25 protein-coding genes and 2 tRNA genes are annotated in these 26029 nt (G+C 34.8%); 10 read left to right on the top strand and 17 right to left on the bottom strand.

Annotation, left to right across the window (positions count from 1 at the left end; all coding sequences use genetic code 11):
* Window positions 1-386 precede the first annotated feature (386 nt).
* The 3 genes from NMY3_RS14535 to NMY3_RS14545 form a co-directional block, all read right to left on the bottom strand.
* On the bottom strand, window positions 387-935 hold the full coding sequence (locus tag NMY3_RS14535; protein WP_196816533.1) for a hypothetical protein: 549 nt from the start codon (window positions 933-935) through the stop codon (window positions 387-389).
* Window positions 936-1359: 424 nt separating this feature from the next.
* Window positions 1360-1434: transfer RNA gene (locus NMY3_RS14540), tRNA-Thr, on the bottom strand.
* 431 nt (window positions 1435-1865) lie between these two features.
* Complete coding sequence (locus tag NMY3_RS14545) at window positions 1866-2324, bottom strand: CBS domain-containing protein (protein WP_196816534.1); 459 nt, start codon at window positions 2322-2324, stop codon at window positions 1866-1868.
* Window positions 2325-2494: 170 nt separating this feature from the next.
* Here NMY3_RS14545 and NMY3_RS14550 point away from each other — a divergent pair, with 170 nt between their 5' ends.
* Both NMY3_RS14550 and NMY3_RS14555 read left to right on the top strand, forming a co-directional pair.
* A complete protein-coding gene (locus NMY3_RS14550; protein ID WP_196816535.1) occupies window positions 2495-4246 on the top strand; it encodes an ATP-dependent DNA ligase in 1752 nt (583 codons plus the stop codon).
* A gap of 308 nt (window positions 4247-4554) precedes the next feature.
* Window positions 4555-5358 (top strand): DNA-methyltransferase, encoded by an 804-nt coding sequence (locus NMY3_RS14555; RefSeq protein WP_196816536.1) that lies wholly within the window; start codon window positions 4555-4557, stop codon window positions 5356-5358.
* 603 nt (window positions 5359-5961) lie between these two features.
* On the opposite strand, the gene NMY3_RS14560 is transcribed toward NMY3_RS14555, so the two are convergent.
* Window positions 5962-6405 (bottom strand): hypothetical protein, encoded by a 444-nt coding sequence (locus NMY3_RS14560; RefSeq protein ID WP_196816537.1) that lies wholly within the window; start codon window positions 6403-6405, stop codon window positions 5962-5964.
* 438 nt (window positions 6406-6843) lie between these two features.
* Here NMY3_RS14560 and NMY3_RS14565 point away from each other — a divergent pair, with 438 nt between their 5' ends.
* Window positions 6844-7977: a Clp1/GlmU family protein gene (locus tag NMY3_RS14565; protein ID WP_196816538.1), complete on the top strand. Its 1134-nt coding sequence runs from the start codon at window positions 6844-6846 to the stop codon at window positions 7975-7977.
* Between the two features lie 591 nt (window positions 7978-8568).
* Window positions 8569-9798 carry a tetratricopeptide repeat protein gene (locus tag NMY3_RS14570; protein WP_196816539.1) on the top strand — a complete coding sequence of 410 codons (1230 nt, stop codon included), beginning with the start codon at window positions 8569-8571 and terminating at the stop codon, window positions 9796-9798.
* Between the two features lie 48 nt (window positions 9799-9846).
* Here the strand turns inward: NMY3_RS14570 and NMY3_RS14575 are convergent, their stop codons facing one another.
* Genes NMY3_RS14575 through NMY3_RS14585 form a run of 3 tightly spaced genes read right to left on the bottom strand, consistent with a single transcriptional unit; the run spans window position 9847 to window position 12924 of the window.
* Window positions 9847-10770, bottom strand: a complete 924-nt coding sequence (locus NMY3_RS14575; RefSeq protein WP_196816540.1) for a PP2C family serine/threonine-protein phosphatase — start codon at window positions 10768-10770, stop codon at window positions 9847-9849.
* 15 nt (window positions 10771-10785) lie between these two features.
* Window positions 10786-12225, bottom strand: a complete 1440-nt coding sequence (locus NMY3_RS14580; protein ID WP_196816541.1) for a serine/threonine protein kinase — start codon at window positions 12223-12225, stop codon at window positions 10786-10788.
* Between the two features lie 6 nt (window positions 12226-12231).
* Window positions 12232-12924 carry a vWA domain-containing protein gene (locus NMY3_RS14585; protein ID WP_231100113.1) on the bottom strand — a complete coding sequence of 231 codons (693 nt, stop codon included), beginning with the start codon at window positions 12922-12924 and terminating at the stop codon, window positions 12232-12234.
* Window positions 12925-13133: 209 nt separating this feature from the next.
* Here NMY3_RS14585 and NMY3_RS14590 point away from each other — a divergent pair, with 209 nt between their 5' ends.
* Window positions 13134-14027 carry an IS5-like element ISThar1 family transposase gene (locus NMY3_RS14590; protein ID WP_196815659.1) on the top strand — a complete coding sequence of 298 codons (894 nt, stop codon included), beginning with the start codon at window positions 13134-13136 and terminating at the stop codon, window positions 14025-14027.
* A gap of 253 nt (window positions 14028-14280) precedes the next feature.
* On the opposite strand, the gene NMY3_RS14595 is transcribed toward NMY3_RS14590, so the two are convergent.
* From NMY3_RS14595 to NMY3_RS14615, 4 genes are all read right to left on the bottom strand, one after another.
* Window positions 14281-14643: a hypothetical protein gene (locus NMY3_RS14595; RefSeq protein WP_196816543.1), complete on the bottom strand. Its 363-nt coding sequence runs from the start codon at window positions 14641-14643 to the stop codon at window positions 14281-14283.
* Window positions 14644-15182: 539 nt separating this feature from the next.
* On the bottom strand, window positions 15183-16844 hold the full coding sequence (thsB, locus tag NMY3_RS14605; RefSeq protein WP_196816544.1) for a thermosome subunit beta: 1662 nt from the start codon (window positions 16842-16844) through the stop codon (window positions 15183-15185).
* Window positions 16845-16946: 102 nt separating this feature from the next.
* Window positions 16947-17429, bottom strand: coding sequence for a 50S ribosomal protein L11 (locus NMY3_RS14610; RefSeq protein WP_196816545.1), 483 nt, complete (start codon window positions 17427-17429; stop codon window positions 16947-16949).
* Window positions 17430-17470: 41 nt separating this feature from the next.
* The gene (locus NMY3_RS14615) at window positions 17471-18205 is read right to left on the bottom strand and encodes a transcription elongation factor Spt5 (RefSeq protein ID WP_196816546.1); all 735 of its coding nucleotides are present in this window, start codon (window positions 18203-18205) and stop codon (window positions 17471-17473) included.
* A gap of 127 nt (window positions 18206-18332) precedes the next feature.
* Here NMY3_RS14615 and NMY3_RS14620 point away from each other — a divergent pair, with 127 nt between their 5' ends.
* Both NMY3_RS14620 and NMY3_RS14625 read left to right on the top strand, forming a co-directional pair.
* On the top strand, window positions 18333-19220 hold the full coding sequence (locus NMY3_RS14620) for a D-aminoacyl-tRNA deacylase (protein ID WP_196816547.1): 888 nt from the start codon (window positions 18333-18335) through the stop codon (window positions 19218-19220).
* A gap of 183 nt (window positions 19221-19403) precedes the next feature.
* Complete coding sequence (locus tag NMY3_RS14625) at window positions 19404-19850, top strand: NUDIX domain-containing protein (protein WP_196816548.1); 447 nt, start codon at window positions 19404-19406, stop codon at window positions 19848-19850.
* A 65-nt stretch (window positions 19851-19915) separates the two neighbouring features.
* On the opposite strand, the gene NMY3_RS14630 is transcribed toward NMY3_RS14625, so the two are convergent.
* Together NMY3_RS14630 and NMY3_RS14635 are read right to left on the bottom strand one after the other, a co-directional pair.
* Entirely contained in the window at window positions 19916-20362 is a 447-nt protein-coding gene (locus NMY3_RS14630; RefSeq protein WP_196816549.1) for a 50S ribosomal protein L19e, read from the bottom strand.
* Window positions 20363-20370: 8 nt separating this feature from the next.
* On the bottom strand, window positions 20371-20859 hold the full coding sequence (locus NMY3_RS14635) for a 50S ribosomal protein L32e (protein WP_196816550.1): 489 nt from the start codon (window positions 20857-20859) through the stop codon (window positions 20371-20373).
* 173 nt (window positions 20860-21032) lie between these two features.
* Between NMY3_RS14635 and NMY3_RS14640 the strand changes: the two genes are divergently transcribed.
* On the top strand, window positions 21033-21653 hold the full coding sequence (locus NMY3_RS14640; protein WP_196816551.1) for a superoxide dismutase: 621 nt from the start codon (window positions 21033-21035) through the stop codon (window positions 21651-21653).
* 32 nt (window positions 21654-21685) lie between these two features.
* On the opposite strand, the gene NMY3_RS14645 is transcribed toward NMY3_RS14640, so the two are convergent.
* Entirely contained in the window at window positions 21686-22429 is a 744-nt protein-coding gene (locus NMY3_RS14645) for a YkgJ family cysteine cluster protein (RefSeq protein WP_196816552.1), read from the bottom strand.
* 79 nt (window positions 22430-22508) lie between these two features.
* Between NMY3_RS14645 and NMY3_RS14650 the strand changes: the two genes are divergently transcribed.
* Together NMY3_RS14650 and NMY3_RS14655 are read left to right on the top strand one after the other, a co-directional pair.
* Window positions 22509-22856, top strand: coding sequence for a hypothetical protein (locus tag NMY3_RS14650; protein WP_196818600.1), 348 nt, complete (start codon window positions 22509-22511; stop codon window positions 22854-22856).
* A gap of 89 nt (window positions 22857-22945) precedes the next feature.
* Window positions 22946-23072 (top strand) — tRNA-Gln (locus NMY3_RS14655).
* A 51-nt stretch (window positions 23073-23123) separates the two neighbouring features.
* On the opposite strand, the gene pckA is transcribed toward NMY3_RS14655, so the two are convergent.
* The 3 genes from pckA to NMY3_RS14670 form a co-directional block, all read right to left on the bottom strand.
* Window positions 23124-24686, bottom strand: coding sequence for a phosphoenolpyruvate carboxykinase (ATP) (gene pckA / locus NMY3_RS14660; protein ID WP_196816553.1), 1563 nt, complete (start codon window positions 24684-24686; stop codon window positions 23124-23126).
* Between the two features lie 203 nt (window positions 24687-24889).
* On the bottom strand, window positions 24890-25645 hold the full coding sequence (locus NMY3_RS14665; protein WP_196816554.1) for a hypothetical protein: 756 nt from the start codon (window positions 25643-25645) through the stop codon (window positions 24890-24892).
* A 43-nt stretch (window positions 25646-25688) separates the two neighbouring features.
* Window positions 25689-25997: a Rieske (2Fe-2S) protein gene (locus NMY3_RS14670; protein WP_196816555.1), complete on the bottom strand. Its 309-nt coding sequence runs from the start codon at window positions 25995-25997 to the stop codon at window positions 25689-25691.
* Window positions 25998-26029 lie beyond the last annotated feature (32 nt).

The raw sequence follows: 26029 nt of genomic DNA on the forward strand, positions 1-26029 counted from the left end.
CAAATCAACATGAAATTAATCGGAGTATCCATTCTAAAATTTAAATTTAAGAAAACTGAGGGGAAATACTATTGAAAAATGATGAATTAACTAATTTTCAATATCAGAGCAAAAAACAAAATCCTTTTCCAGGTGGGTATACATCTTTTAAATATCCATTAGTTATAGGTGGTTCCTAGAATAAAAAAAATATTTCCAGAAATCTAACTAAATCTTATAAATTGCGAACTTTGTTCGATAATTTTCTTCTCAAAATACTCGTTAGATGAAGATGCGACATATAAACCAATTTTAAATCGAATAAGGGAAATTCTAAAAGAATAAGGATTATGGATCAAGATGAAGGAGATTGGATTTGAATCACAGTTGTTTAGTAAATTCAAAAATTAGGTTGGTAGGCTATACACGTCACAATTCCAATCCTGGATCTTGTTTTCAAAGGTGCACTTTATGTCTACTTCAGAATAATCAATATCTACTGCAGAATTAATTGCTTCAAACAGTTGTTTTTGGATCGTAGCGCTGATCGTTGCCTGATCAACAAAAGGATTTGGTAGGGCAGGCAATACATTTGTTGCATTGGCGGTTGAATTAGAAGAATTATTTGGCTCCATTATATAGCCTGCAGTAGGTGAAGAAAGAAAGTCATTAATAATTGTAGAGTTAATAATGTTCTGTGAGTGATTCAAAAAGTTACTACTCCCGCTAATTATATACGAGGTATCAAAAAATGGTTTTATGTATGCAGTTTCATTTACGATTTGATAGGAATTCGTAGATGATTTTGATATCTGTACAGCGGATTGGAGATTTTCCCCCGAGTTTTGGGCATTAGAAGCAGGCACGCCCATGCTAACTAAAAGTAATACTAACACACCACTCAAACAATAAGAAAACGTAAGACCTCGTTTTGGAAAAGAGTTTATCTTATTCAAATTATCAATAAATATTTATATGGCAATATAAACATTTTCGGGATTTTTGATTGATAGATTACCAAAGCAGGACAGATGGTGGACAAAAATCAAATCTTAGATATCTGTCCAAGACGATCAGAGATGTTCAAAACCTAAGAATTTTCGTTAGCCTATACCGCTTGGTGAGATAAAATGTTGAAAACGTGTGATCAATTTGAAAGATTCGGACCGGTAGTCGACAAAGATCTAATTTTACAAGAAATCTATTTGGGGAATAGTGCTTTAGAAGTGTGTTGATTAAAATTCTTTTTTAAATATTGCTTATACCCCTCCCAATCAAGGTGATCGTTAAAATAATTTCTTACTGAATTTGGTAAGATGACTTCATCATTAACTTGTTCACTAAGGAGTTCAAAATGGCTTTCTTTTGGGTTACAAAGAAAGCCTTGGGCGGGAATTGAACCCGCGACCTTTGCCTTACCAAGGCAACGCTCTGGCCAGGCTGAGCTACCAAGGCATTTTATTAATAAAAAATATGAACATAATTTAACCATTTCCATTCAACATTGTATTCGCACAAGTGCAATGGTATTATAGTCTCCATTTTGATTTTCTAATATTGTATCTCCATAGTTAGAGTATGTATCAAGGACAATTATTAAGAATCACTGCTCAGGAGTTGCTGTTGTTGATATTCTAACCCTATATCGGATTTGATTTAACTCCACCAACAAATTAATATCAAGAAAGGACAGAACATCCAATAATTACACCACACCTCTACTCACAATTTGAGATTTCAACGACAGTCGTCTATCTCTTCGCCAATCGAAATACAAGATTGAAATTTATAAAAAATACTCCTTCTATTTTGTAAAATGCTAGAAGGAATTACCAGAGTTGTACAGATCTCGTACATATGATATAGAAGAGTTCAAACATCTATTTCTAGTTTGATACATCGTTCATTTCCAGGATTTTCTTCAACGATCTATGCCTATTATAATCATCAAGCAGTATTCTGGCAAGATGATGTGTAATATCAGTAACACTTATTATCCCAATAATGCGGTTATCGGCCTCTAAAACAGGTAGTCGCTTGATCTTATTTGAAAGCATGATTCTTGATGCGGTATCAACTGAATCATATGTCATGATAGTAATTAGTGGAGAAGACATGATCTCTTCAACGAGAACTTTATCGGCATTATAATTCTCCAAACAAACACGTTTGACCAAGTCGCTTTCAGTTATAATTCCGACAGGGGTATTGTCCTTATCTATAACAATTAAGGATCCTATACGATTCTTGGTTAGAATAGCAGCTACATCACGCGCAGTCTTATTGGAATACGCAGCAATTGTCCAGGGCTCCCTAAAAGACATTATCTCACTTACGCTACTCATACTATTGAAATAGCATGTATCAACTTCGTATAAAAACTATCAACCTACTAAATGGCTATTATTGTAGTAAAACAAGCAACCTATATGTACGGAAAACATCAATACAGGTTCACTTTTTAACAATAATACCGTCACAATAAATAATAATCTAATTTCATTAGGATTCTGTAGTGAATTTTCTAGAACTAGCTGAAACCTTTGCAATGATGGAGAAAACCACGAGTAGGTTGGAACTTACTGATCATCTAGTATCAATATTAAAAAAAACACCTACTGATATAATCGATAAATTAGTTTATTTAATTCAAGGAAAACTAGGACCAGATTATGAATCGAGTGATCTGGGAATTGCGGATAAACTAATAATCAAATCTCTGTCACTTGTAAGTGGTCATTCACCTGCCTACATTCAAAATAAATATTCTGATATAGGAGATTTGGGAGAAGTCGCTTACAATATCTTAACGAACAAAATACAAACCACATTAATTCATCAACTACTAACTATCGAATACCTATTCGAAACATTACTAAAGATTGCCAATACATCTGGGACAGGTTCTTTGGACGTTAAACTCAGGTTCATCGTGAGTTTGTTGAACAACTCCTCCAATCTTGAAGCCAAATTTATAGTCAAATTGATCCTGGGAAATTTGAGACTGGGTATAGCTAACTTTACTCTACTTGATGCAATATCTCTAACCTTCACCGGAGAGAAGAAAAACAGACGAATTTTAGAAAGGGCCTATAACGTTTCTAGTGATTTAGGAAAGATTGCATTAATACTATCCAAAGGGTCAATTGAGGATATCCAGTCGATCTCGATTTCTTTATTTATTCCCATTCGACCAATGCTTGCTGAAAGAGTATCAAATCCATCGGAGGCTCTGGAAAAAATTAATGGCGATGCATTGGCAGAATTTAAGATCGATGGTGAAAGAATTCAAATACATAAAAAAGGAAAAAAGATAGAACTATTCACAAGGAGCCTAGAAAATGTAACCTCAAATTTTCCTGATATCCTATCGGCGTTGGATGAAATTGAGACCAAGGATTTGATAGCTGAGGGCGAAGTTGTTGCAATTGATCCTGCGACCAAAAAGTACCTTCCATTTCAAGCCTTAATGCGAAGAAGAAGGAAGTATAATATTCAACAAATTACCTTAGATTATCCAGTAATATTGAATTTGTTTGATTTGTTGTACTATAACGGCCTTGACAAGACTCACGTACCCTTATCCGAACGCAGAAGGTTACTTGAAGAAATATTTAGTACGCAGAAAACGGGTGATAAGATAATCCTGATAGATCAAATTAAAGTTTCAAGAATTGACGAAATAGAAAACTACACCGAAAAGGCGCTCAAGAATGGTTGTGAAGGAATCATGGTAAAGAATCCCAATAGTCAGTATAGGGCTGGAGCCAGAGAATGGGCTTGGATGAAACTAAAGAAAGAGTATTCTGGAGAAGTTACGGATTCGGTTGATCTAGTAATAGTAGGGGCGTTGCATGGCAAGGGAAGGAGGGTTGGAAAATATGGAGCATTGCTGTTGGCTACATATGATGCAGAAAGAGATGTCTTCTGTACTATATGCAAAGTAGGAACTGGATTTACAGATAATGTTCTCATAGACATAACAGACAAGCTTAACATGCACGTAATCAAACATAAACATTCCAGAGTGGAATCTGGAAATACAAAAATGGATACATGGTTTGAACCCAAAATTGTTCTAGAAATACTTTCTCCTGAAATAACTTTAAGCCCTGTTTATACAACTGCAATTAATAGAATAAAGTCCGGGTATGGTCTAGCACTTAGATTTCCAAAGTTTACCGGAAAAATTAGGGAAGACAAATCAGCAGAGGATGCTACAACAGTCAAAGACATTTTTGAAATATACAGAAGTCAACTAAAGTAGTGGTGATGGTGGTGGTGGTGACGGCAGTGTTAGCTGAGTTGAATACGGAATTTTATCTATGGTGATTTAATTTTTTCATCGAAACCAATTAGAATAAATTTTCTATGACGGGTGGAGACATTAATGTAACTATTAGACAAACTTACACCCACCCCCGATATTGTTGTCCTCTGGCCGCCTTAAAATTAGTTTTACTCTTGTATAACAATAACATCTAAGATTAGTAAAAAAATTTTAAAAGTGTTATAGCATATTAGACTAGATTGATTACAATTAATCAGATCTATTGCGAAGATTGTAATTTGTTCATGGAAAAAGTTAGAAAGGAGGACAGATTTAAGATAGACGTAATCATTACTTCGCCTCCTTACAATATTGGAAAAAACTATAGTTCCTATCACGATACGAAAAAGACTGACGATTACTTAGATTGGCTACTTGTGGTAGCTCAAAAAAGTTTTTGGATTTTAAAACCTAATGGATCCTTTTTTCTCAATATCGGGGGAACCTCAGCTGAACCTCTAATTCCATTCCTTGTCCTAAACAAGTTTATCTCTGCTGGCTATAAATTACAAAACACCATTCACTGGATTAAATCCATATCTATTGAAAAGGAAGACATAGGGAATAATAATCAGATTTGCAAAACCGGTTTTTCGGTAGGTCATTTCAGACCAATCAGAAGTAACCGATATTTAACCAATACACATGAATACATTTTTCACTTTACTAAAACGGGAACCCAAAATTTAGAAAAACTATCAATAGGTGTTCCTTATCAAGATAAATCAAATATTAAAAGATGGAAATCAGTGGAACAGGATAAGAGAGACAGAGGGAATGTATGGTTCATATCTTATCCCACCATTCAATCAAGTAGATCACATCCAGCTATTTTTCCCGAGAAACTAGCTAGTCTTTGTATCAAACTACATGGATATTTGAATAAAGATTTTATAGTATATGATCCTTTTATGGGTATAGGTAATACTGCATTAGCATGCATCGAACTTGGTATCAACTATATTGGGACTGAGATTGATGAAAACTATATTAACATAGCTAATAATATGATCGTAGAAAAGAAAAAAAACCTCTCGAAGTCAAAGTAACAATTATGTACTTATACTTTTCACTAGAGATTCAATGATAGGAAGAGAGTTTTAAGATCTTGGTAATGCATTGATACAATAGTTCGGATGATTGACCTTATTACACCAATACAAATAACAGTTATTGTTATCAAATAGAGGTACACAATAACCAACGAAGTCATATACAGGTTGAGTTTTATTTATTTAGCGACCTGATGATTTTTGAAAAACATACTTGCAATTTATTTGAGTCATGAGTACTAATGATCTTGGGTTATAACCACATAAAGATTATGGAAAATTCTACTGATGATATCAAAAAATGTTATTTTAGGTAATCTATATGATGTCGTAAGTTATGAGAGTTGGATTTACCACTATATCTTTTCAATGATAAATAGTAAACGACCAGAGTCAGAGATCAGGATATAGGTTTAAAGGAATCTAAAGATAGATACATACAGCACGGGTGATCCGACATTTTTGGAAATAATGACATTATATGGGAAATAGAGAAAGTTTGTATAATATATCATCTTCATATTTTAGATAATTATTCAGTATCTCTCTTTTAATTTAGGAATATACAAAACAATCGGAAGGATAGTACGCTACTACGTTCTATTTTTTCCTCAATACCCTAAGGATTCCCATCCCCATAATAAAATACCCTATTACTATTACTCCAATGAATTGAGGTGAAACTCCTTGCGATTGTCCGCTATCGGACGATGAATTCATGCTATTACTATCTTGTGTCGGGACAATAAACGACGATATCATTACGGAAGTACCCATGATAGCACCGCCTATGATTAATAGGACAGTTAGAATTCTAGATGCCACATTTATTCCAATCCCAAACGAAATTACAAATAATAAAATCGATCCACCGCCAAAAATCATTCCTCTTTCTTTGGCTGAGAGAGGCAAAAAGCCGTCTTCTGAATGATTAATCATCGAAACAGCGACATCAAGAAGATATATTACTAATAGCGCAAGTGCTATAGATACTAGGACTTCAGATGCTATTTTTCTTGTTCCTTGCATGCTATTTATTTTCACATTGGTTATTTAATGATTAAATAGTAAATAGCGATTTCTGAGATTCTATTATCATCTGAGGTTGACCAAATAAGGGTAATCAGATGATCAAGAAGTCATAATAATGGAAAACAATTATTTTAGACACTGCCAAATTGAGCTAAAAAAATCGTCAATGGTAAACACAATACAGGATATTAGTTTCGGTTATAAAAATATGACAATGATCAGAGATTTGGTGTGTTTTCGTGCCTCTCAACACAAGCGACGAGTCATTAGATCTGTCTAATTTGACCACCAAAACTTGAATAAAACTTAGTTAATCTTATATTAAATTTAATTAACAATCAGCCAAATCCCCTACCGAGTTAAAAGGAAGATATAGAACAAAATTGAGGGAAAAAGGAAAATGAAAAAATTCTTTATAAATAGAATGGCGTGTAAATAACAAAAGGTATATTGAAAACAGTACTGATAAAGGGTCCAGTACTACTTGAGATTAAGGGAGAATGTAACATATTAGGGGTCAAATGCAAGAATGAATGCATCGGATGGGAAAGCAGTAGAATCATTCCAGTTGAAAAAAATATCAATTCTACCTTATCGATAATTAGGGGAAGGAGTTTGAAATATCATTACCATGAAACAATTAGGTATAACAAGAAATTTGGAATCTCAATTTGGAAAGGCCTTGTGAAAAACGTTTTGAGGCAAGAAAAAAAGAGAATCATAATAATTGGACCCTCCAATTCAGGTAAATCAACCCTTTCATTGTATATGGCAAATGTGTTTTTAGGCCATGGTTTAAGACCATTGATAATAGATGCAGACGTGGGTCAAGGCGATTTGGCTCCACCCACTTGCTTGGGAGCAGCAGTAATGAATTTCCCGGAAGTAGATCTATGGAAAGTAAGAACAAATTTTACCAATTTTATAGGCAGCATTCAACCCGTTGGGTATGAATCTAAAATTATTTCAAGCATTAGCCAGCAGTTGGATACTTCATTAAAGCATGATTTGTCGATTATAAATACTGACGGATATATAAAAGGGAACGGACTGGTACACAAGATCGATCTGATAAAAAAAATACAGCCTGATTGTATAATATATCTTGGCGGCGCAAATATGGACAGAAATCTAATGGAATTTTTTCACCATCTCCCAAGAAACCTGAAAATGAATTTCATGTATGGAGAAAGGCAAGGAGCTGTAAATAATAGATCTCTAGCGGAAAGATATGCTAAAAGAATAAAGACTTTTTGTAAATATTTGACAAAGGATAAGATCATACTCGTGAAATTAGATCTTTCTAGAATCAATCATATTTACTACAGAAATAGATTTTTTTCAGAAATAAGATGCCAAATGGGCTACGAGTCCCTAGATGTAATGAATGAAAAAATATTTTACATTCCCGATAGCGAATTTCTAAAAAACCGTTTTGTGGGATTTGGAAATAAAATTGATAATGGCCTGATTTGTGGATTTGGATTGATCGATGATTTTATGAAAGGAGTTATTAGTGTTAAGGCAAGTGTCAAAGAATTTGATACAATATTCTTAAGTGACACCAAATTAGAAATAGTATGAAAGTGTTAATTTGAATCAGCGGTATTAACAAAGCCTAGATAACTTAAATATCACCATCATAATATCAAATAATGAACCACTCCATGGTATCACAAAGCAGAACATCAAAGTCCTGTATTGTTTGTAAAAGGGAACTTACAGTGATTAACACTAAGGTAAACAAGAATCCAAAGTACTCTAAATACAGAGAGATAGTGTGTAACGACTGTTTTAATCTATACTATCCTTAAAAGTGATCGATTCTGATTTAGAATGATTTAGTCCTTCTCAAACTTTTTAGCAATTGATGCAACCAAAAGAAGATAATGGTTAATAACAATATAATACAGAATTTTTGTAAAGAATAATTACTGCATTATTTTCTCTATAATTCCATTATGACTATAACCACTGAATAATTTTTTTAAAAATTGATTTAAATCGATATTAGTAAATAGATAGAACTTTACTTATGTCAAGTCAAGCTTTCATACATTCAAAGAAATTAACAGATCTCATCAAAGTCTTAGAAAAGGGTGTTAGAACATTATTTTACAAATACTATAAGGGTATTTAGCAATCATCTGGGAACGGGGGTTAAAACTGAAGAACATGTTTGATGGCTATGCTTCTGTCACAGTTATGGGTAAACTGCTAAAGAAGATCGTCGCAGATTACACAGATCTTTTAAGCGAGCCAGTGAGGTTTGAAGGCCTACTCAAAGATATATACGGCTCTGAAAATAAGAGGGAAATATTTTTGCTTACTGTCGCCCTTAGGGCTAGAATAACTGAGTTTCGAGAGTGTAATATCTTTGATAAGGATACTGAAAACAAGATTTACAACGTGATCACCAGATTATCCTCAGATTATGGATTGGATGAAAAATCTGCTGCATGGGCGACTATTGCTTGGTCTATTGGATTTGATCTGATGACAGAAGAAGAGTTTAATGATTTGGCAAATGGTAATAGATCAGAAAGATATTTGATCCTCGGCAATCATATTGCGAATATGGATGAGGGCATCCAACAAGGGGAAGTTTTGCAGTGTAATCCAATCTCCAATTTAGTAATGGTAAACACAGCCAATCTAAAACAGTTATATGAAAATGGAATAATGTTCCATAACCAAGGTAAATTTGTAGAAGCATTAGAATGCTATGATAAAGCACTAAGAATAGATCCCCAGAATTCTAATGTTTTATCTAATAAGGGGTTGTCTCTTCATAACCAAGGTAAATTTGTAGAAGCATTAGAATGCTATGATAAAGCACTAAGAATAGATCCCCAGGATGAATTCATAATCAAGAGAAGGAACAATACCAAAGAGTTATTATTTAACTCTAGCAACAATGCAAGATCTGGTCAAGCCATAGGTCAAGTATCAAACTTGAACAATGGCTTGAAAAATTCTAACAAGTTATACTTTCTAGGATTAGCATTAGCTGCAGTACTCTTGACAATAGGTGTAGTTACGTATATAATTTTCGGAACAAATATTGACCTTAAAGTAAATCTTTTAGAGGACAAATCCGAGTTAAATGGTTATGTTTCCACTAATAATAACGCTCTAACAAATCAGGGTTTAGAATCACCGGGTATTTCCTCCGATAAAGAATCAATTTCAGAATTCACGAATAATATAGAAAAAGAATTGAATCTCCAGATAAATAGTGAAAACCAGTCCCTTTTGCAAAATGTAAATAAATCAGAGGCACACTCTAATACTGGAAATTCACAGAGTAATGGCATAGAGTCTGATGGTTTGAATGGAGTGGATCAAAAGGTAGACAATTTTAAAACAGAGCTAGGTAAAGCAATGAAAAGCAACTTTAGCTAATAAAAAAACAAATCTTTGGTTTTTTATCAATCTTGAGCAGGCATTAATCTACATCTGATAAATCAAACCAAGAGTTATATCATCACCACTCCCTTCGAGAGAGGTTTGTTTTAATATGTTGCAAAGATTCTTACTCAAGTACGAAAACCCGAATTTCTCCAAAAGTGCTAAATAATCAAGTCCGATTTTAAGAAAGCCAGATTCACTGCTAAAGGAATTGCAATATCCATCGGTAGATAACAAAATCAACTTCGGTTTTAAGGCCTGAAAGTCAAATATTCCAGTTTTGAATTCTAGCCAACTATTGTCCATGCAAAGTGATTCGGTATGAATAATTGATTCGATTGATGAGTTGTCATCAGAGTCACTGTTCTTATTGGAAAACATACATCTTACGTTCTGGTCATTGTCAACAATCAATATATTACCATCACCCAGTTGAAAAAATATGAAATAATTTTTTGTTATGACTGCAGTCAATAATGTGGATCCATAAGCGATCTTTGGATTGTTAACTATTTTTTCTAATATGAGGGGACCTTTCTTTTTCAATATGAGGTCAATCTCGCTGTTTGAAAAAGGATGTTTTTGCACATGATATTGCACTCGATCCATCCAATTATGTACTAATAGACGAGGCGCGGAGTATCTAATAATATCCCTTACCTGAAAAACATTATCGATTTCAATTGGTTGATTATGAAATAGGTCAAATAAAGTTTCTACCGCAATTTTGACTGCAAATTGTGAACCGACTTTGCTTCTAAAATGTATATCACTTCCATGACCATCTGCAACTGACATGACTACAGTGTTAGACGTATGAGATTGTTTCCACCTAATTGAATCTTGATTGGAAAAACCAGTTCGTGAATGTGATGCGCCCTCTACACTTTTGCTGTACACTAACCACTTTTTTGAATTTGATGTTATACATTTATCAAAGATTTGTGTGGTATTAATTTCAATCATGAGTCCATTATGTCCCTAGTAGCAAACCACACCCTTAGAGGTGCCAAAGTCTATTTGAGTACCTGGCACTAAGGAGAAACTTTGCTTTGAATAAACCTCAATTACATCACCATTAGCCTTGCCAACTTTCCAAGTACATGCAGAAAGATTCTTCAATCCCCAGACCCCGGGATCAGTTGGATGCCTAGAAACTTCTGCTATAGGATTAGAGAAATCGTATTTGCGGTCCGGATCTATGTGATGAAGGAATAATTTGGTGTCATGATTTAAAGCAACAAACAATCGATCATCAATTCGAATATTCAAAATGTGAGTATTCATAGTTTTACATTTTGGATTCCAACAAAGAGGATTGCTTTGTACCCCCTTGGCCATATTGCTTTGTTTCCAAACATTATTGTCAGGATTAACTCCACCCAGGTCTACGGGGATCTTTAATTTTTCAAGTACAAAGGAATCAGTAGCAAGGAAATTCTCAGAACCACAACGTTTACAATAATATAGAGAATCGCGTAACGCGAGCAAAGCAATTTGCCATTCAGTTTCTCTGACCCTTCCATGCATCGGGTCCGTAATACCATTGGTAAAAGCCCTTATGAAAATTCTTTTAATAAAATCGGGATAAATACTCCAAAATATTATGGCATTCTCATGAAAAGCTGGATCAGGATAATTGGAATCATTGCTAGGATCAAATATGAAAATCGGTTCGAAACCGTATAGTTTAGACATGGAAGGTAGGTCAAGACTTTTGATGGAACTTTCGATCTTGCCTTCCAATGGATGGTTTAGAAACAAAATATAAAATAATATTATTGCTAACGAGTATAAATCTGTTTGGGTATTTGGTAACGCTTTTCCAACTATTATTTCTGGGGCCATGAATTTAGGGGTCCCTATTACGTTACCTTTATCTTGACCATTTACTACAATATTATCTGTATCTCCTATGCGTATTTCCCCATTTTCAGGGTCAAAATAAATATTATTTAGGGATAAATCCTGATAACAAAGGCCCTTTGAATGCAATAGATGAAAACTTTGTACCAATTCAAAGCAGGCGGTCAGCAACACTTTAAAGGAAGGATCAATTTTCCTAGATAGCCATAAACTAAAACTTTTAAATCTCGATTCCTTCATGACCATTGCGTATCCAAATCCTTCTTTATTTGGAGTTTTAACTAGTGCCAAAGGCCAAAGAAACCGATTACTTGGAGAATCTTTTTGAATTAGAGATTTGAGAATATCATATTGCTCTTTAGTAGCCATGGAAGGAAAATACCACTTTAGAACAAGTTGAGTATTATCTGGACTGATTAATGAATATACCTTACCTTGGGTACCTGAACCCAATTCTTTTTCAATATTGCAAACTATGTTTAGGCTGTTTATGTGGACTGGCTCACCCGCTTGAAACTCGTGCGTGGTGTTCATTTGTTTAGCCTTTGGAATCAAAATTATTTACCACACATCGGTAGCTCCCGATATTATTTCAGGAGGTTTAGGTATGTCAACATTAGAAATAGATCCGTCATAGTATTTTTGTTGGCTTTTGGGTCTAGCTGAAGCTGTTTGCACGACTGTTGATACCCATTTTATATATTTTGTGAGCGATTCGGGGTTTCGCGCCAATAGCGGTTGTCTTTCATTGTCTCCAATAAACCTTTGAAGAACATCCATGTTTGCGTCCTCACCGATTGCAATAGATACTCGAATTGCCTTTCGACCCCATGGTTCTGACAACAATTTTTCCAAACCATCTTTAAAATTATCAGTGGGTTGTCCATCAGAGAGCAATACCAATACTGGTGGTAACCCCCTTTCAGTCATTGGAGGTATGCGCAAGATTTCAGATAGTAAAAGGAAAGCTTGTCCCAAATCAGTTTCACCCTTCGCCTCTATATCAGTCCATTTGAATTCATTTACCCTTGTAGGGGCAATAATCCATTGTGCACCTGTGGAAAACTTTAATGCACTTATTAACAGATTTGCTTGGATATTATTTTCAGATTCTCTTTGCATATGAGGAATTGCCTCTTTGATAGCATAATTCAAGGCCTGGATCTTTCCATCATCTCTCATAGATCCCGAGCAATCTACAATCCAGATAAAATGTAGTTCTCTTTTTGAAATTTCACCACCTGGAAGAGTCATAAAAATCAAAAAAAATAGATGGATAATATTTATAACAATTTCACCTAATAGTATCTTAGATTTCTTATGATGAATTTTTTTTAATAAATAGATATGTTTACTTGGATATGAAAAACTGAGAAAAAAGTGAATTTTTCATCATAATCCTTAATTCAGTGCTTTGTCGCCTAACTCAACATATTTAGCTGGAATGAACAGATTGATTATTTGTGATAGACTGGCCCTCTTACAATCGCTCATTAGTTCAACGCGGTGAGATCCTCTTCTCGTATGATTTCCTTGATGGTTGGGGTTCAGAGATAGAGAATATGAATATAAACAAAAAGGGTAAACCATTTGTATTTCCAGATTCTTTCATCTTGGCCATTGGTTACATTCGCTATTTATTTCACCTACCATACAGACAAACCCAAGGTATAATTAAGGCCACAGGAAAAAGGTTACCTGCTAATCCACCAAGTTATGGTCACATCTGTAAACGAATCAACAAGCTAAACATCGATATTAAAAGAGACAAGATGGATGACGATGATGACCTAATAATATCAATAGACAGTACAGGTATCAAGATTACTAACAGAGGTCAGTGGATGGATGAGAAATGGAATACACAAAATAGAAAAGGATATCTCAAGATCCACGTTGCTGTAGACATAAAGACCAGGAAAATCATTGCTTTGGAAGTGACAGATGAGAAGGTACATGATGGGAAAATGCTAAAGAAACTAGTCAATCATGTTTTGGATTCGAGAGAACCAAACACTGTAAAGATAAAATCGGTACTAGCTGATGGAGCCTATGATTCAAATCCAAACTTTGTGTATCTTGAGGACAAAAAGATCAATCCAGGTATAAAGGTAAGAAGGAACTCTATTGTTTCTCCTAAAAACAATAGGTTAAGGAACAACGAAGTAAAGTTACAAGCAAAGGATCTGTTGAAATGGAAGACAAAAAGAAAATACGGACAGAGATGGATATCTGAAACTGTGTTCTCAGCTATAAAGAGAATGTTTGGTGAATACACATCAGCAAACAGGTTTCAAAACATGGTAAAGGAGATCATGATAAAAGTATCATTGTATAACATTTTTAGAAGAATATAACATGATGATCATGATGATAACCGGAGAATAAGGAATTATGCAACAAAGCATAATTCAGCACAAAATTCAAGAATGTTCTTGGAGTTAAAGGAAATATTCTTGAGATTTAAGATGAAATGGAGGCAATGTTACAGTGTATTCAATAATGCAAAACTAGACTAACCGAAGTAGATATAATCAGACTATTTCCTCATGTGTAAATAATCTTCCGATAACAATCATACAAATTTTTGATTATAGATTAATGATATTTTTATTCCGACCTATCTTTATAGGAGTAACTTATACTATTTTTAAAATTATTTATTGATTCTATACCTTCTTTGCCCTTCACTATCATTTTGTTAATAGTTTTGCCAGTTGCATTCACCATTGTTGGTAACTCGTTAACGACATTCATTGCCAAATCAAGAATTTGTTTGAATGAAGTTTCAGAATCCTTTATTTTAAGAGGTGAGTTCCTTTCAATCGAATCCTTTATTGTTCGTGTGACATCACTTTCTAAATGATCTGGAATGTTGCTCTCTGATCTGGTTATGTTCTCAACATCAATTTTCTTATCGATTCCAACGGTATTATTTTCATCCCTATAGCTGTCGAAAATATCATGAGCCATATTCTTAAAATATGGAACAAAATATTTAACCTGTTTTCAACTTAGTTAAATAATAAAGCTTTATAAAAAACACAATTAGAAACAGTAGGGTAGCCCGTTAGTACCAACATGAACAAAAGGCCCCATTTCAAATCCTCCCAAATCCACCACGTAGACGTAACAGCACGGCTGCGATGCCTTAGGGTTGCTCCCTCCCGGACCTCACCCATTTCAACAATCCACAGTCAATTTTACACCTTCATGTAAGTTGCTGCTCATAGCCATCCGATACGGCATGATTTCATCCCAGTCGAACGAGCGGGTATCCTCCCATTCACGAATTTACCTAACGGTTACTGATCCCGACATAAAGCCGATTTTCGGCAAGGGGCACGGCTAGCACCCCGATCCTACCTACCCCGACAATCAATACCTCCAATTCAAATATAATTTTATTGGATGATATAATTCTAAAATCAAAAAAATATTTTTTGGGTCGGATCCGGTCGTGAACAAAAACTAAATAAATTTTTCTAAAAAAATAGGCGATATAGATCTTTCTACATCATTCCATCCATGCCTGGTGGCATTCCGCCCATTCCGCCTGGTGGCATTCCTCCTCCACCAGCAGATTTACTTGAAGCAATTACATCATCAATCCTTAGCAACATGGATGCCACTTCAGTAGCGGATTTTATAATCTGTTCTTTTACTGATAACGGCTCAAATATTTCAAGTTTAGACATGTCGGCAATTCGTGAATTGCGTGCATCAATTCCAGCCCATTTTGATCCCTTATTTTGCTTAGATCGCAATTCAGCTAATGTATCAATTTGGTTCATTCCTGCATTTTCTGCAAGGGTTAAGGGGATAATTTCCAGTGCTTCAGCGAATTTTTCGGCTGCCAGTTGTTCTCTACCAGTCAATGTATTAGTCCATTCTCTCAATTTTCCAGAAACGTACGCCTCAGGTGATCCACCTCCAGCTACTATCAAGGGTTTTTCCAAGACATCTTTAGTCACCATAAGTGCATCATGAACAGAACGGTCTGCCTCATCGACTACTCTCTGGGATCCACCACGGATCAAGATGGTTACAGCTTTTGGATTCTTGCATCCTTCTATGAATACCCACTTATCAGTTTCAACCTTCCTTTCTTCAACGAGATCAGCAGCTCCCAAATCCTTGCTTGTCAAGTCATCTAGATTGTTGATAACTCTTGCGCCTGTTGCTCTGGATAACTTGGTCATGTCGCTCTCTTTCACACGTCTAACAGTCAAAACATTGGCTTTTGCGAGATAGTGTTGTGCAATGTCATCTAATCCTTTTTGACATATTACTACATTAGCACCAGATCCAGTTAATTTTTCAACCATGGTCTTTAACATGGTGTTTTCTTCATCAAGGAATCGCTTCATTTGCTCTGGTGACGTAATGTTTAATTTTGCGTCAAATTCTGTCTTTTCTATTTCCAAAGCAGAATTGATTAATGCGATCTTAGCTTTTTCTACCCTTTTGGGCATCCCTCCATGAACTACCTCCTTGTCTAAAACAATTCCTTTTATCAATTTTGTATCTTTAATGGATCCGCCAGATTTCTTTTCAACCTTGATATCATCCAAATCGACTTTTGTAGATCCATTTCGAGACTCGGATACTTGTTGAGCAGCTGTTACAACAATATTAGCCAGGTCATCTGATTCCTTTGAAACTAATTTAGTTTGCATTGATGTCTTTGCTATTTTTACTAATTGCTCCTTCTCGTTATTTGTTACCTTAATGGCGATATTGTTCAAAAGTTCTATTGACTTGACAGCACATTTTCTATACCCATCTACAATAACAGTCGGGTGAACATTCTTCGTAATCAACTCCTCTGCTTTTTCAATCAAAGAACCCGCTAGAACAACTACAGAAGTTGTACCGTCCCCCACCTCATTATCTGTTGCCTTGCTTATTTCCACCATCATTTTGGCAGCAGGATGTTGAACATCAATTTCTTTTAATATAGTTGCACCATCGTTAGTGATAGTTACATCACCTAAAGAATCTACAAGCATTTTGTCCATGCCTCTAGGTCCTAAACTAGTTCGTACTATTTCAGCAACTGTCTTTGCTGCGTTTATGTTATTTTTCTGTGCCTCTCTTCCTTTAGTCTCACTTGCGCCTTCTTTTAATATTAAAACGGGCATTCCGCCTGCTGATCCTGTTTGAATTGACATATTTCCATCATTCACCTTAAAATTATAGTTTACACTGCAGTCATTGGTATATTTTAAACTTACTTAAATAAAATTAATTTACTTGAAAAAAAATAAAAATAACTAGGCTAGCAACGCATCGTATTTGCCAGCTGAAATATCTTGATATATCTCATTTGCCACCTTATCTTCCACTTTTATACCCAGACTTAGACAGGTGCCTATTATTTCCTTTGAAGAAGATTTTATCGTTTGTGCGTATGAGACATCTAATTTCATTTTTGATATTTTGACTATACCTTCCATTGAGATATTCCCTACAAAATTAGTACCAGCAGTTCCAGACCCTTTGGTAATTCCAGATTCCTTAAAAATAAGGGCAGCTGTTGGAGGTATACCTACCTCAACTGTAAATTGTTTAGTCTCAGTATCGACTTCCACTTTGACTGGAACTTTCATTCCCGGAAAATCTTTAGTTTTTTCGTTAATAGTATTAACAACTTGTAAAATGTTAATTCCAAGTGGTCCAAGAGCAGGTCCTAAAGGTGGCCCCGCGCTAGCTTCGCCCCCACTTACTAATGCATTCACAACTTTTTTTTCACTCATAAGATATTACAAACAGACTAATGTAAAAACCACTTATAATTCTATAAAGACTTTTTTAAATAATTAGCGTCAACAGTTACAGGTATTTGATATGGAGAATCAAGTAATACTACTGTGGCTTCCTGCTTTTCATAATCAACTCTCATAATTTTGGCTTTCATGGATTTGAACGGTCCCGCAATAATCTCTACTGTGTCATCGATGATTAGTTCGGTAACTACTGGTTTCTTGATGAGATAACCCTCCAGATCCTTAAATGGAAGTTCACCCCTTATTTGTCCACGTATATGTCGGATTCCGTGCAAAGCCTCATATGCGATATTCGAGTCTACTGCTTCAACGATTACGTAACCCTTAAAATTTTCTAAAAATAAAACCGAATATATACCCTCTATTTTCTTTGAGTGCAATCTACTCTGCAGCATTGATGCTATCATGCTTTCTTGACCTCCAGCCACCCTAACAACAAAAAATTTTGAATCATCATCCTCTTCGTTTGACAAGAGAGCAGTATCCCCAGTTTGATTGTCAGGCTCTTTTGATCCCTTCTCACTTACATTTTTAAATTCCTTAGCATCTAAATTATCATCCTTTGTCCTCTTTGTACTGTTATTACCAATCAACTTGGCCTTGGTTGATTTTTTTTTATGCTGACTATCAACAATATCGGTGTCAGTGTCAATTTTATCGGATTTATTATTATCATTAGAATACTTGTCATCATTCAGGTCTATCAAATCCAAATCATCGTCGTCTTTGTGGAGGTTTTTTGGCATATTTATAGAATCATTAAACGTATTTGTTTTGGAATTTATAAGTTTATAACATTTGATTCAACTATCAAATTTGACGCGTCTGAGTTAAAAATAAGAAATAAATCTAAATCAAGATCTCTTGTTCTCCTTGGTAAATAATTTTACAATCATAACCTCTTCCAAAGATATTGCCAGTTTTACCATGCTAAATTATTTGAAAAATGAGGTAGGGTTTGAGGACTCTCTTGATGATCGCGCCAAACTCGGGATTGACAAAAATCAAGATGCAAGAAATTCTGATTCTAGAATTAGATTTCTTAAATGCAAAAAATATAACAACCTGAACTTAGTTGTAACAGATGAGGAATTAATTCACATTAAAAACATCGACAAGTTTGAATTTCCAAATAACGTATTAATTTTCCTATCTAAACACGCATCAAAGAGTAAAATACCTGCATTGACATCCCACTTTACAGGAAATTTTTCAACAGATAAGTCGCTAGGTGGGGCAGCATTTGAGATAGGTATTGCATACCCTAGTTTTCAAAAGGAGTACATGAAAAATTTGTTTTCGATGAAGAACAGCTTACCCAAATACGATCTCACTATTGAATCTTCTCATCACGGACCAACATCATCCTCCAATCCAATCTTGTTTATTGAGATAGGATCCTCTGAAGAAGAATGGAACAACAAGGAAACAGCCAAGATGGTTTGTGATTGCTTGATACAAACTATACAAAATGTAAACAAAAAAGCGAATAATGAAGAATTAGAAATTGCTATAGGGTTGGGTGGTAACCATTATCCACAAAAATTTAACAACTTAATTCTGTCTTCGAATGTTGCCTTTGCATCTATTGCCAGTAAACATAATTTGAGATTCATTAATAATGAAATGTTAAACCAGATGTGGGAAAAAAGCATTGAGAAGGTAACCAGTATTTATATTGACAAGAAAGGTATGGGTAGTGAAAAAAATAGAATATTATCACTCCTAAGAACGCATGTATTAGAACCAAAGTACATTTGATCTCATAATATTTTTCTCGTTCTCGATGAATAGGATTGATAGCATTAACTAATCAAAACAAATCATTAAACGACCTAAAAAACTGTAACCGCAAGATAACAGATTAGTAGTTAATTCCAATTTCACATCAAATATCCTAAACTTAGATTAACTCATTCTGCAAATAATAAATCAGGAAGCAAAATGAAGAAGGACGAGACACCACCTTTTGATCAAAGCCATAAAAAAACTTCGATGGTTGTAACCTCGGTTTTAAAAAACCAAAACGAAGTATTGGTTTTACGTAGAAGTATGAAAGTTAAGACCATGCAAGAAAAATGGGCAGGGGTGAGTGGGTATCTTGAAAAAAACGAAGATTTACTCTCTAGGGCATTGATAGAGATCTATGAGGAAACACGAATCAACAAAGATGAGTTAATATTAAGAAAAATATTTAATCAATTTGGTGTTCAAATTCACAACGAATTGATGATAATCATCCAACCCTTCTGTTTTGTTTCGAACACCAGGAATGTAGTATTAGATTGGGAACATTCAGACTATTATTGGATGAATAAGAAGGAAATGGACAATTTTGAATTCGTCCCCCGATTAAAACAAATAATCTCAAGATGTTTTGAAGAACTATGACAATAAGGATTGACAAAATGTTAGAATTGTCGTAATTGAAAAAAATAAGATGTTAAAATCCTATATTAGTGTGTTTTTGTTATTTTAACCAGTTCTCTAAGATGAGACAAGGAACGTACTTGAGCACCATTTACTTTTTTGTATAGAGCCCAAAATTGTTCATTCGTTATGTCTTTTCTCTCCTTTAATATCTTTAGATGCCTTCTCATCGATCGTACTTTGATAACATACACTTCCTTTTTACCTACTCGAGCTGTCTTTTTGCCTTTTTTGGATCCTGGGCCAGTTCCATGTTTTTTCTTAGTTGCAAGTTTTGACCTAGTTCGGCCTCTTGAAGTGCCTCTAACTTTTGCGGTCCAGATGGACCCATTGCTTATCAAAGATCTTATGTTTTCACGTGTAATTGAGTCGGCTACGTCATCTAATTTGTCTGGTTCAAATCTTACCCTATTAACTCCAACTCCAAGAATACGGGATGCTAGTTCTCTTTTTTTATGTATATTTACTACCATTCATATCACTACTTTTGATTTTTCTTTGGGGTTGAAGCTTTGGATGAATTTTTCTTTGGGGTTGAAGCTTTGGATGAATTTTTCTTTGGGGTTGAAGCTTTGGATGTATCGGATTCAGATTTTTTTCCGTTAATTAGTTTAATTCCCATTGACTCTGCTTTTGAAATGATCTCAAGTCTCTTCTTGTTTCCTACAGTACGGCCTATGCGGGCTGCATCTTTAGTTTTGTCCAGGAGCATTAAATCCTTAACGTTGTGAACCAAACTGTCAACATAACCAGAAGGATGTAATCCCCGTGATATTTTGGGGCCACGGTAACCAATCTTTACCAATGGGGGTACTCCTGAGACTTGTTTTCTCATCTTATTGTCAACGCCCTTTGGTTTTCTCCAGGTGACGGCTAACCTTTTATATCTCCAGCTTTCTTGTCTCTTAAATTTGGGACGATGCTCTGAAATCTTTTTACGTTGTTCAAGGAGATCATTATTGATTACCATAATATCGTTTTATTCTACTTAGAATAAATAAATATGTTTCCGATTGATGCCGCACCTCCTAAGATAGTAATTGCGTTAGTTAGCCCATAAGAAAATATTTACCAAGATATCAAGCCAAAACATCAGATAAAGAAAAGGAAAAGGATAAAAGGTTTCGTATCCACAATTGTTTAATGAGTAAATATGAATTACCCCCTCTTCCATATGGCTATGATGCATTAGAACCACACATAGATGCAAAAACTATGGAAATCCATTATACGAAACATCATCAAACATATACCAACAATCTAAACGCAGCTCTTGAAAAATGTCCTCAAGATGTGCAGAATAAGGATATAACAGAAATACTAAGTGACTTAGGGAGTGTACCCAATGATGTGAGAGCAGCAATAAACTTTAATGGTGGTGGATTTGATAATCATCGAATTTTCTGGAACAATTTGACACCGAATGGCGGTGGGGACCCACAAGGATCTATTGCAGAGGCAATAAATAATTCATTTGGAAGTTTTTCAGCCTTTAAGGAAAAGTTTACTACAAGTACTGTAGGTATTCAAGGAAGCGGTTGGGGATGGCTAGTATTTGACCCAAAAAACAACAAAGTAGACTATAAATCCATGCCAAATCAAACTAGTCCCAGGACAGAAAATCTAATACCACTGTTAGGATGTGATGTTTGGGAACATGCTTATTACCTCAAATATCAAAACAAAAGACCCGACTATGTCAACGCTTGGTGGAATCTGATAAATTGGGAAGATGTCAACAATAGGTATGCCAAATCAAAGTAACCTATTTTTTGTTGTAAGAAGTAGTTAACTTTCTAGTTAATAACGTCGATTTTTCCAAACCCTTCTCTAATTGTGGTGTTAACATTCATAGTATAATTATAAATAATTTCAGAATATTTGACTAAAATTGGCATAATGTCATCCAAGTTTTTACTCAGGTAAAAACCTGGACAATCACCTGTAAGTTGAAATGATGTATGTACAGATACTAGGTTCTTTTCATTTTGACTCCATGAAAAAAAGGGATATAACCAACAAACCCCAGGCTTATTGGGATGGAGCTGACATGCTCCACATTCATTTAGGAATCTGCAAGAAATAGGGTGACCGTTGTCAGCCTCATTTTCTGACTTCCTTCTCTTCAAATTAAGCATAGTCAAAGTTGTTATTACATGAGAATTTGAATCTGAAGCGGATTCATTATCCCATGTTGCTACATAAGTTTCATTTCGTAGAAAAGACGGTTGCGAATCATATCCCAAATGTTTTGAAATAGTGGCAATATCTCTCGAAGTTAAGGGTAACCGTCCTTGCTTATCACAGCAATTATGACAATCAGGCCATAGACAATCCCATAATAAAAAAAGAGAAGATTTAGACAAAAAGGGGATATGATAAGTAACCTTGTTTATCCTAATAGTATAATCTTGAATGTCCATGCGTTTTCCAAGATGCACATCTCTAACAATTGGATCTATCTCCCATTTTTTTGAGAGATCATCTAGTGCGGAAGAGACATCATCAACTTTTTCCTCTTCCCCATGAGAAAACACCATGTATGTAGAATTATAAAACCGGATGTTTAAATGTGACTATGATATCAAGTCCAATAATAAAGACCGAAACACAGAGAAAATGACATTAGAGAATTACAAACACAAGGAAAGGAAAAAGGGAAAACATGCGTCCTCGACTGAAAATCGTCGTTTGGTATGGGAATTTGTAATCTGGCCGCTAATATTGGAAGTTAACAGAAACTATTTTACTTTACAAGAATATCACATTAAGAGAGATAGCATTTGTGAAAACAAAGAAATTTTGCCCTCCAAGGTTGCAGGAGGGTTTGTATCACTATTGGTTAAAGGCATCCTAGTGCGCGAAAAGAACATTTATTCAATTCATTATAAACTGATCCCGTATATGAGAAAAAAAGTTCATCTCGATTATGGAACGGTAATTAGAGAGATAAATACAAAGAAATAAACAACATAATTCTATTGCTGACAAGTACTTCACTAGATTAGAGATAAAATAAAATAATAGAAGCAAATATCACAAAGTGTAGCTCGTGAAGCCCGGTCGAACCATAAAAAATGGTGCCGAATCTAGCGGTCAAACTCCAAGAGGACTAAGGATCTCAGGCTCTGGATCTGGTAGAGAAGAAACCTGGGGACAGCAGTTCGAATCTGCTCCGGGCTACCTTTAGATTGAAATAAGAAACCCTTAAGACACATTACAATACAATGGATTCTAGTTCAAATGCGGACCCGCCTTAATAATTTCTGCAGAAGTGGGTTCAAATTTCCTGAAATTATTTATAAACAATTTAGCCAATCTTTTGGCAGAAAAGTCATATTGATTCTTGTCATGCCAAGTATTTCGAGGATTTAATATGGAAGCAGGAATGTCATAGCATGACGTGGGGTAATCGAGATTAAACGTTTCGTGTGTCTCATATGGAACTTCATCTAGTGCGCCTTTGAGCGTTGCAGATACCATCTGCCTGGTATATTTTAGATCTATTCGTTTACCTATTCCATAAGGACCGCCCGACCAGCCGGTATTGATCAAATAAACTTTTGAATTATATTTGGTTATCTTCTCTCCTAGTAACTTCGCATATTCTGCAGCTCTTAATGGCATGAAAGGGGCTCCAAAACATTGAGAAAACGTCTCTTTTGGTTCAGTGATTCCTCGCTCAGTCCCTGCTAATTTACTAGTATATCCCGACATAAAGTGATACATGGCACCCTCCTTTGATAATTTAGATATAGGAGGAAGGACCCCAAAGGCATCTGCAGTAAGAAAAATAATCACGGATGGATGACCGCAGACACTTGGAATAACGGCTCCAGGTATAAAATTCAAAGGATAGACAACACGAGTATTTTCTGTTAAACTACCATCTGTAAAATCAGGTTCCCTTGTAAAAGGATCAATAACAACATTCTCCATTACCGAACCAAACTTAATGGCATTCCAAATCTGTGGTTCTTTGTCCTTGTTTAGATTAATACACTTAGCATAACAACCCCCTTCAAAATTAAATACACCATTATCAGACCAGCCATGTTCATCGTCTCCCACTAATCGTCGATTTTCATCGGCCGAAAGGGTTGTTTTTCCAGTTCCTGACAAACCAAAAAATAGGGCCGACCTATCATCCTTGCCCAAATTTGCCGAACAATGCATAGGAAATATACCTTTTTTGGGTAAAAGAAAATTCATGACTGAAAACATGGATTTCTTTATTTCACCAGCATAAGATGTTGACCCCATCAGGACCAAATTTCGCTTGAAACTAATAATAATGAAAGTTTCAGATTTTGTTCCTTCTAACTCTGGGAAAGATGCAAAATCATTGATTGACAACAAAGTAAAATCAGGTTTGAAATGTGACAATTCTTCTTGTGATGCGTTTATGAAAATTTGAGTTGCGAATAGACTATGCCATGCTCTATCTGTAATAACTCTTATAGATAGCCTGGAAGAGATGTCAGCTCCAACAAATCCATCAAAAGTATAGAGTTTCTGGGCTAAATTATTATCATGGATATACTTTGTCATACGAGTAAATATTTTTTCAAAGTTTTCTTCAGAAATTGGATGGTTAACTTTACCCCAATCTACCGACTTGGCAGTAATTTCATCCTTGACAATATATTTATCCTCAGGCGAACGACCAGTAAATTTTCCGGTCTTTACCGATAACGAACCGGTAAATGATAGCTTACCCTCATCATTCAGAATAGCTGATTCAACTAATAGGGGAACTGTTAAATTTCTTTGCCCCTCATTAATTGTAAAGTCCATCTTCTAATTCTGCTTCATAATACCAATAGTTATAATCTTTGGGGTAGATTGTTATTAAAGATATGGACCATAAATTATAAAAAATTTTTTTGTTAGAAAAATTTTAATAATTTATTTTATTACATTGTTATGAAAATTAAAAAAATAATATCATCCAAATCCAATAAAATTAATTCAAAATTTAGTTAATAAGTTAACCTTTCTTAATAAAAATCAGTTAAATCTATATTAAAAAAATATTTCAATATTTCTACATAGCTTTTCACTGGAGGTGGAATTTCATTTTCACATGCTATTCCCAAATCTCTCGCATTAAACCATATAATTAGACTTTGTAAGATATTCAGGAATCTGTGATGACTTGCGTCGACCGTTCCAAAAGATTTGATGTACCTGTCAGCCAAATTCCATGACGCCGTAAAGTCAATACAATCGCTTTTATAGATTGCTCTAAGTTGATCTTTAATATCCATTCCAATTTTAAACGGTTTTTGACACACTAATATTGGAAAATCAATTTTGTCAGGTAGAAAAAGAGCGGGCGGAGACCAAATTGAAATAATTCTGGCACCATTATCTAACTCTGACTCAAACTTTTTGGATAATAACTTATTTATTTTTTCATCTGTAAACCAAGAAAAGATCACGGTCGCCTCGGACAAGGAACAACTAGATACGTTTTCATTAAGGGCATAAACATTTTTGATTTTAGTTTTTGATTTTATTTCATCAATAACTGTGGCGTTAATATCTATGCCTACAGCTTTTTTAACTTTGAATTCTTCTATGGCAATCTGTAATGTTGAAGGATTGTTACCAATACCAAGATGATAAAATATATCATCTTTATTCAAATTTGAAAACGAGAACATCTTCCTAATAAAGTCATCAGGAATAACAACGCTGTCCCCGGTTAATACCGTATTGGGCAACGTTGAAATAAACTCACTAATTTTCACATATATTTACCTTTTTTTTGTTACGGTTATTCTCTTACTAATATTATATTTCGACAAATACATTATCTCCCTCTATCAGCACATTGTATGACTGTTGGTTTTTTAGTTTTTGAGGAAACCAGATAAGATCACCAGTTTGTACATCCCATTTAGCACCGTGCCATGGACAAATAAGTTCTTTGCCTTCTAATACCCCCTCGTGTAATTCGGCTCCTGCGTGAGTACATATATTATTAATTGCATAGTATTCACCTTTAACATTAGCTATTACGATTTCTTTACCCGCAGCAGTAATATTTTTTAGTTTACCTTCAGGAATGTTTACGGCCTTGTCCACCAAAAACTTTGTCATACTTAATTATTTCAAAATTTAGAATATTTTAA

It is taken from the genome of Candidatus Nitrosocosmicus oleophilus (genome assembly GCF_000802205.1).
In the GTDB taxonomy this organism is placed as follows: domain Archaea; phylum Thermoproteota; class Nitrososphaeria; order Nitrososphaerales; family Nitrososphaeraceae; genus Nitrosocosmicus; species Nitrosocosmicus oleophilus.